Raw genomic sequence first — 7,309 nt, 5'->3', positions numbered from 1 at the left:
ACGGGCGGCAGGCCGCCGTCCGGCCGGCCGTCGCCTGCACGCCGTTCGCCGGCGCTGAGGTTCTCGCCCTCAAGGGTCTCGTCGGACTCGCCCGTAGTGTCCACCAGGCCGTTGGTCTGGTCGAATGCGTGGCCAACACGGTCATCACCCAGGTCGGCGACTGAACCGGTGGAGCCGGCTGCCGCCGTCGTGCCCGTGGTGGTGGTCGTATCCGTCGGGACTGGCGTGACGGTCACAGGCTCAGCGGGGGCCACGGGGGTCACCGTTACATCGGCGCCCTCGGTGGTGTCGTTTTTGGACCCCGCCATGGCTGCCGCTGCCCCCGCTGCCGCAGCAACACCCAGGCCGGCAGCGACCTTGCCGGAGATGCCCGCCTTGCCGGAATCACCGCGGGATCCTGCTGCGTCCTCCACGCCAGGCGTGCCTGCGGGTGCACCGGAGCTTACGCTGCCGCGCCAAGCTCCGCTGGCATAGCCCTCAGCCTCGATGAATTCCTTGAACCGCTGCAGGTCTGCCTCCGCCTGGCGCTCCACGACGTTGAGCTTGTCACCCACCTTCTCGATGATGCCTTCGGGCTCGTACTCAAGCGTCAGCTGCAGGGAGGTCTGGCCGCCGCCGATGTCCTCGAATTCAATGGCGCCCGCGTTCGTGGCGCCTTCAGTGGCTGCCCACGCAACCTTGCGGTCGGGGATCTGCTCCAGAATCTTGGCTTCCCACTGCCGGCGGATCCCGCCGATCTCGGCCACCCACTCCAGCCGGTCGTCGCTGAGCTGCGTCACACTCTTGACGCCGCCCATGAAATGCGGGAACTCCTCGAACTGGGTCCACTGGTTGTAAGCGGTGCTTACCGGTACGTTCACCAGAATGCGTTTTTCCACCTTCGTGCTCATAACGTCTCCTTCGCTTTGTTACCGGAAGCTGATGAGCTTGGTAAAAATCATCAGCATGCTTACCAACATACCTAAACGGCTGGCTGGTTTCCAGAGCAAGTAAAAATGACGACGGCAGATGGGGCCGGACTGCCGGTCCAGTGCCGCCGTCCAGCCTTTTCCGAGGTCAGAGCAGGGAGGGCTGCTCAGGGCTGTCTGAAATCGTTCCAGCCCGAGTCCACTAAGGCCGGCATGTCAGCAGCGGGTTGGTGCGGATTACTTGCCGGGCCCGGCAGCTTCTGGAGTATCCGCGCCCTCCGCCGGGTCCTGGGGGTGGACCCTGGTCTCTGTGGCATCTGCATCCGGGTCGCCCTCAGCGGGAGCCTCCGTGTGGACCCGTTCATTTTGCACTGGATTCTCGCTCATGGCTGCTCCTGACCGCACGGGGAATTCGCTACAGTCATTCAGCACTCCCGGGCCCGGCCTGTCAAGGACTCACCGCTCACTCTGGCCGGGACTGGCCTTCTGTGCTGGACTGGTGCTGCAGTGGCATCAAGGCCGCCGGAGAGGCGGCATCTTTTCCAGGACGAGTATCGCCGCCGGGATTTACCGGCTACCGGAAGGAACACTCATGGCACAGTACAAAATCGGCTACTTTGTGGGGAGCCTGGCAGCCGGCTCCATCAATAGGGTCCTCGCCAAAGCGTTGATCAAACTCGCTCCGCAAAACCTGGAGTTCACGGAAATCCCCATCAAGGATCTGCCGCTTTACAACTATGACTATGATGCGGACTTCCCGCCCGAAGGCCGTGCCCTGAAAGAGGCCATCGAGGCGTCCGACGGGATCCTGTTTGTCTCCCCGGAATACAACCGCTCCATTCCCGGTGCCCTGAAGAACGCCATCGACTGGGGCTCGCGCCCATGGGGGAGCAACTCCTTTGCCCGCAAGCCCACCGGAATCATCGGGGCATCCCCTGGCAGCATCGGCACTGCCGTGATGCAGTCCTCGATGCGCAGCGTCCTCAGCTTCCTCGACGCGCCGCAGCTGAACGCTCCGGAGATGTACATCCACTACAACCCCGCTGTGTTCGGCGACGACGGCGAAGTCAAGGATGAGGGCACCGCCAAGTTCCTGCGCCACTACATGGAGGAGTACGAAGCCTTCGTGGAACGCGTCCTGACCGCAAACGCTCCCGGCCACATCGGTGACCGCGAACCCGATACGGCCAAGCTGTCCCGGTAAGGACCTCCGCGGCAGAATTGCGGATGCCCGCCTCCCGGCGGCGGGCATCCGGGCCCCTGGTCAAGCGGCAGGGTGACTTTCACGGCAGTGCCCTGCAGGCGGGTTCCAACTCCCCGAAGCCTTTGTAGCAGAGTACTTTTGTTGAGGAACCCGGGTTGGGTCGGTGCTTGAAGAAAGGTGCGAATGTCCTGGGGCACGGTCGCGGGCATTGTGGCGGGCCTTCTACTGGCGTACGCCGTGCTGCTCCTCCTGCTCTGGTGGTACGCCCGCCGGCATCCTGAGACCGTCTCCATAAAGGATGCGCTGCGTCTGCTGCCGGACCTGCTCCGGCTGATCAGGAGGCTGGCCAGTGACCGGACGGTCGCCATTGGGGTCCGGGTGCTCCTGGTGCTGCTGCTCGCCTACCTCCTCTCGCCCATTGACCTGGTGCCGGATTTCATCCCGGTGATTGGTTATGCGGACGATGCCGTCATTGTGGCATTGGTGCTGCGCTCTGTGCTCCGGCGGGCGGGGACCGGGGCGCTGGAGAGGCACTGGCCGGGAAGCCGGGCCGGGATGGAAATTATCCTGGAAGCAGCGGCACCGGCCCGCCGTCAGCCGTAAATTATTTGGCCTGATCCACGCCTTTCGTGCCATGTGCTGTTAGCGTGGAGGCCCGGCCAAAGAAGGAGGAGCAATGACCATCAACTCACCCGATTCACTGCCTGATGACGAGCTGCAGGAGGGTGCGGCCGCTGGCAAGGGCAAGGACGGCAGTGTTCCCGGAGGAACGGACGGCGTGGGCCTGGGCGCGGATGCGGAGCCCAATACCTTCGAACCCGAAGAGGATCCCGAGGCAACCGAAGGACCGGACTGAAGCCAGGCAGTCTGAAGCCCGGCAGTCTAAAGCCAGGCAGTCTGGTGCCGCCCGCCGACCAGCCTCAAGGTTGAATCAAGATTCAGTTCAATCGACCCAAGCCGGCTTTCCGGAAGGTTACCAGCCGGTACATTTTTAGCTGCTTCCAAGTTTCCCCCGACACGGAAGCACAAAAGGAAGCCCCCGCGCTCGAGCCAGACTCGCGTGGGGGCTTCTAACAAAAGGTTCTGTCGGCGCCTTTACCCTGCCAACCTCTGGCCACGGACGGGCAGTGCCCGCGGAGGGCTGGCAAACAGGCGTTTGAGAGGGGCCGGCGATGGCTGGGGGGCGGTGCCCGCGGTCTCAGACGGACACCATCATCGCCGGCCCCAGCTTGATCCCTGGCATGTGGCCGGGGAAATCGGAGGCTGAGACCTTGGCAGCGGGAGTACTTGATCCGCTGCTAGAAACACTAAATTGCTTCAGCCCCGCGTACACGAGTAGTGGGTACTCGTTAATATCGAGGACTCCACTTGTCTGCCGGACCACCAAGGGAGCCCCAGGCACAAGGAAAGGGCGCCGCTCCGGTTGGAGCAGCGCCCTTCGTGCAGCGTGAAGTCAGCCTTTTTTGAAAGCGTCCTTGATCTTTTCGCCGGCCTGCTTCAGGTCCCCCTTGGCCTGATCGCCTTGCCCTTCGGCCCTCAGGCTTTCATCGCCGGTAGCTTCTCCGGCGGCTTCCTTACCCTTGCCGCCCAGCTTCTCGGCTGCATTACCGATCTTGTCGTCCAAACCCATGGTGTTTCTCCTTCGGTCGGAATCCGCCAGCATCACGCTGACGGCTTACGGTTTTATCCTACGCTGGCTCCCAGCGGGATCCCTGGATTCCGGAAGAAACCCCCGAGCTGGGCTCACACACTGAGCAGGCCCCTTTGCCGGAGGTCCTGCCACAACCCAGCTGGAATATCGGTGGACATACGCTTGGCGCTTTCGCTGATCTGTTCGGGCCTGCTGGCGCCTACCGTGACGTTGACGACGGCAGGGTGCCGGAACGGGAACTGGATGGCGGCAGTAGGAAGCTCGACGCCGTGTTCCTTGCAGATGCTTGCCAGTTGCCGGGCCCGTTCCAGGATTTCTTCACTTGCCGGGGAGTAGTTGTAGTGAGCGCCGGAGGGCAGCTCGGGCTTGGCGAGGATGCCGGAGTTGTAGACGCCCACACTCACCACCCCGGTGCCGAGTTCCAGGCAGCGGTCCAGCAGTCCTCCGCCCGGGCGGCCGTCCGAGCCGGGCTGTTCCAGCATGGTGAACCTGCCGGCGAGCATGAGGAGGTCAAGGTCCGCCGCTTCGACGCATTGCAGTGCGGCGCCGGCGGTGTTGGTGCCGACGCCGATGGCCCGCACCAGGCCCTCGGCCCGGAGCTTTTCGAGGGCGGGCAGCGCGGAGCTTACAGCGTCTTCCATGCTGTAGACGTCGGGGTCGTGCAAGTAGGCGATGTCGATGTACTCGAGGCCCAGCCGTTCCAGCGAATCTTCGATGCTGCGCCGCACTCCTGCTTCCGAAGGGTCCCATTCGCGCCGCATGTCCGCCGGTACGTCAAAGCCGTCCGGGTCCTTTGTGTCTTTGGTTGCGGGTGACGGGACGAGGACCCTGCCCACTTTTGTGGAGAGGACAAACTCTTCCCGTGGTTTGCTGCCGAGGACTTCGCCTATCCGCCGTTCGGACAGACCCAGCCCGTAGTGGGGTGCTGTATCGAAGTAGCGGATACCGGCATCCCAGGCCGCCTCCACCGTTGCTGCTGCCTGCTCATCCGGAATGGCGCGGTAGAGGTTTCCGACGCCGGTTCCGCCGAAGCCCAGCCGCCCAAGCCGATCCTGTAACTGCCTGTTGTCCTGGTTCATGGCACTGTCCTCTCGGTTCCGCATCTCTGGGTCACAATGGCAGGAGCCTAGGGAGAGGGCGCAGGCGGTGTCAACGAAAGAACGCCGCCGGGCATTGACCCTGATTCGATCCCCACATATAGTTCAGGCAATAAACTAACGGGTTGCCTGGGGCGTCAGTAAGGCGGGCGCCGGTGCCACCTGAAGCTGCCCATAGCTACTCATCCCTGTACCAGCACAGCAGTACCATCTAGGAGACATTATGAAGGTCCTCATCACTGGTGCCCATGGAAAGGTCGGTCGGGCCGCTACCCAGGCAATGATCGACGCCGGGCACGAAGTATTTACTACAGACCTGACGCGTCCCGGCTTCGAGCGCAAGCCTGAAGGCACCCCGAAGTACATGATGGCTGACCTCACTGACGCAGGGGAAGCGTACGCCGTCGTCCGTGGAGTGGATGCCGTGGTACACATTGCCGCAATCCCTGAACCCACGGGTCATCCCCCTCACGTCGTCTTCCAGACCAACCTCATGGCAACTTTCAACATCCTTGAGGCCGCCATTCGATTTGGCGTAAAGCGCTTTGTTTACATTTCCAGTGAGACTGTCCCCGGGTTCTTCTTTCCCGAGCGCGATTTCCTCCCGGACTACGCACCCGTGGACGAGGAGCACCCGATCCACCCACAGGACCCCTACGCGCTCTCCAAGCACTTCGGCGAGCAGCTCATGGACGCCGCGATTGCACGCTCAGACATCCAGTGCATTTCCATTCGTCCCAGCTGGGTCCAGTTCGAGGGCAACTACCAGATAAACCTCGGACCACAGGTTCGTGACGCTTCGGTCCTCAGCCCCAACTTATGGAGCTACATCGACGTTTACGACCTCGCCGACGCCATCGTGCTGGCCACGGAGTCAGACCTGCCCGGACACGAGGTCTTCTACATCGCTGCCCCTGACAATGTGGGCGGCCACAACTTCGCCGAGATCCTCAGCAAGTACTACGGGGACAGCATCGAATTACGCGGCCTGGACCGTGCCGATGCTTCCGGCATCTCCAGCGCGAAAGCCCAAAGAATGCTTGGTTGGACGCCGAAGCGGTCCTGGCGTGACTACCTTGACGCTGAAGGGCAGATGATCAACCGCTGACCCTTGCCAGCGCATTTTCTATAAATGCATCCAACCCAACCAACGAAAGAAAGCCATGACGTCCGCATCACAGGAAACAAAGGTTCCCACCGTAACCCTCAACAACGGCGTCCGGATCCCGCAACTCGGATTCGGCGTATTTCAAGTTCCGCCGGAAGAGACCCAGCGCATTGTCGAGGATGCCCTGGAAGCCGGCTACCGCCATATAGACACGGCTGCGGCCTATCGAAACGAAGCCGGCGTTGGGGCAGCGATTGCCGCGTCGGGGATCCCTCGGGAAGAAATCTTCCTTACCACCAAGCTGCGCAACGGCGAGCAGGGCAACGCAAAAGAGGCGTTCAGTAACAGTGCCCAGGCTCTGGGCGTCGACTACGTGGACCTCTACCTGATCCACTGGCCCGTACCGTCCCAGGGACTCTTCGTTGAGGCATGGAAGCAATTGGAGATGCTTTACGCTGACGGCCAGGCCCGCGCCATCGGCGTCTCTAACTTCCTAACCGAGCACCTGGACATGCTCCTGGCAGCGTCGGACGTGGTTCCGGCCGTCAATCAGATCGAAATTCACCCCACATTCCAGCAGAAGGAACTGTCCGCGAAAAGCCGTTCCCTCGGCATCGCGGTCGAGGCATACAGTCCTTTGGGTCAGGGCGCGGACCTCACGGCAGCTGCAGTCGAGTCAGTTGCGGGTAAGTACGGGGCCAGCCCTGCCCAGGTATTGCTGGGATGGCACCTTGCACAAGGCACAATCGCCATCCCGAAGTCAGCGGATTCCACGCGTATGCGGGAAAACCTGGAAGCCGTGCGTCTCACGCTCACCCCCACCGAGATGGAAGGCATAACTGCCCTGGAGTCCGGCGGCCGTGTCGGCGCGGATCCAGCCTTAGCCTCGCACAGCCAAATGTAGGCAGCGGACAACTGAGTGGGTCAGAAACCCTCAAGTCCCGTCTGCAGCAGCCGTTGGGGCAACGACCTGTGCAACAGCCGAAAACTACATCTCATCGCGGAATGACGCGGAAGAGGAAACGTGTTCGTACCATGACCCAGAGCAGGGCAAGGATCACCAGGTAGGCGGCGGTGTTGAGCCAGATGTCTTCTTGCCGGAGCGCCGGGATGTTCGCTGCGGCGAGGATCAGGAAGACGTGGAGGATGAAGACGTAGAGGGTTGCCTGGCCAATGGGGATGAGGAACCAGCCCAGGGCGCGTTCAATTGGTTTCCAGTAGGCGCTGAGCAGGGCGTATCCGGTGATGATGACCAGCAGGACGTTGAGCAGTCGGCCGGGGCCGAGGTAGGTGCGTTCGAAGAAGCCGTCGTAGATGCTGCGGAAGGTTTGCTCGGGCAGC

The 7,309-nt window shown here is 62.3% G+C and carries 10 protein-coding genes; 5 read left to right on the top strand and 5 right to left on the bottom strand.

The features are described from left to right. Together RIF72_RS19565 and RIF72_RS19560 are read right to left on the bottom strand one after the other, a co-directional pair. A partial coding sequence (locus RIF72_RS19565; protein WP_309076456.1) for an SRPBCC family protein occupies positions 1-890 on the bottom strand: 890 nt, incomplete at its 3' end. Positions 891-1,145: 255 nt separating this feature from the next. Continuing rightward, on the bottom strand, positions 1,146-1,295 hold the full coding sequence (locus RIF72_RS19560) for a hypothetical protein (RefSeq protein WP_309076455.1): 150 nt from the start codon (positions 1,293-1,295) through the stop codon (positions 1,146-1,148). Positions 1,296-1,500: 205 nt separating this feature from the next. Between RIF72_RS19560 and RIF72_RS19555 the strand changes: the two genes are divergently transcribed. The 3 genes from RIF72_RS19555 (at position 1,501) to RIF72_RS19545 (ending at position 2,968) form a co-directional block, all read left to right on the top strand. Beyond that, the gene (locus tag RIF72_RS19555; protein ID WP_309076454.1) at positions 1,501-2,112 is read left to right on the top strand and encodes an NADPH-dependent FMN reductase; all 612 of its coding nucleotides are present in this window, start codon (positions 1,501-1,503) and stop codon (positions 2,110-2,112) included. Positions 2,113-2,295: 183 nt separating this feature from the next. Then, positions 2,296-2,715, top strand: coding sequence for a DUF1232 domain-containing protein (locus RIF72_RS19550; protein ID WP_309076453.1), 420 nt, complete (start codon positions 2,296-2,298; stop codon positions 2,713-2,715). 73 nt (positions 2,716-2,788) lie between these two features. Then, a complete protein-coding gene (locus tag RIF72_RS19545) occupies positions 2,789-2,968 on the top strand; it encodes a hypothetical protein (RefSeq protein ID WP_309076452.1) in 180 nt (59 codons plus the stop codon). A gap of 597 nt (positions 2,969-3,565) precedes the next feature. On the opposite strand, the gene RIF72_RS19540 is transcribed toward RIF72_RS19545, so the two are convergent. Then, a complete protein-coding gene (locus RIF72_RS19540) occupies positions 3,566-3,742 on the bottom strand; it encodes a CsbD family protein (protein ID WP_309076451.1) in 177 nt (58 codons plus the stop codon). Positions 3,743-3,855: 113 nt separating this feature from the next. Continuing rightward, on the bottom strand, positions 3,856-4,842 hold the full coding sequence (locus RIF72_RS19535) for an aldo/keto reductase (protein ID WP_309076450.1): 987 nt from the start codon (positions 4,840-4,842) through the stop codon (positions 3,856-3,858). Between the two features lie 241 nt (positions 4,843-5,083). On the opposite strand from RIF72_RS19535, the gene RIF72_RS19530 reads away from it, so the two are divergent. Next, positions 5,084-5,968, top strand: a complete 885-nt coding sequence (locus tag RIF72_RS19530) for an NAD(P)-dependent oxidoreductase (RefSeq protein WP_309076449.1) — start codon at positions 5,084-5,086, stop codon at positions 5,966-5,968. A 55-nt stretch (positions 5,969-6,023) separates the two neighbouring features. Next, on the top strand, positions 6,024-6,872 hold the full coding sequence (locus RIF72_RS19525; protein ID WP_309076448.1) for an aldo/keto reductase: 849 nt from the start codon (positions 6,024-6,026) through the stop codon (positions 6,870-6,872). Between the two features lie 91 nt (positions 6,873-6,963). Here RIF72_RS19525 and opgC read toward each other — a convergent pair. Continuing rightward, positions 6,964-7,309: OpgC domain-containing protein (gene opgC / locus RIF72_RS19520; protein ID WP_309076447.1), on the bottom strand; the 346-nt coding region annotated here is incomplete at its 5' end.

This window comes from Paenarthrobacter sp. (genome assembly GCF_031180005.1).
Lineage (GTDB): Bacteria > Actinomycetota > Actinomycetes > Actinomycetales > Micrococcaceae > Arthrobacter.
This window is presented reverse-complemented; position numbering and strand designations above follow the sequence as displayed.

Bases quoted from the DNA above. Each gene is read 5' to 3' on its own strand.
- RIF72_RS19560 (WP_309076455.1), bottom strand. From the start codon at position 1,295: ATGAGCGAGAATCCAGTGCAAAATGAACGGGTCCACACGGAGGCTCCC.
- RIF72_RS19555 (WP_309076454.1), top strand. From the start codon at position 1,501: ATGGCACAGTACAAAATCGGCTACTTTGTGGGGAGCCTGGCAGCCGGC.
- RIF72_RS19550 (WP_309076453.1), top strand. From the start codon at position 2,296: ATGTCCTGGGGCACGGTCGCGGGCATTGTGGCGGGCCTTCTACTGGCG.
- RIF72_RS19545 (WP_309076452.1), top strand. From the start codon at position 2,789: ATGACCATCAACTCACCCGATTCACTGCCTGATGACGAGCTGCAGGAG.
- RIF72_RS19540 (WP_309076451.1), bottom strand. From the start codon at position 3,742: ATGGGTTTGGACGACAAGATCGGTAATGCAGCCGAGAAGCTGGGCGGC.
- RIF72_RS19535 (WP_309076450.1), bottom strand. From the start codon at position 4,842: ATGAACCAGGACAACAGGCAGTTACAGGATCGGCTTGGGCGGCTGGGC.
- RIF72_RS19530 (WP_309076449.1), top strand. From the start codon at position 5,084: ATGAAGGTCCTCATCACTGGTGCCCATGGAAAGGTCGGTCGGGCCGCT.
- RIF72_RS19525 (WP_309076448.1), top strand. From the start codon at position 6,024: ATGACGTCCGCATCACAGGAAACAAAGGTTCCCACCGTAACCCTCAAC.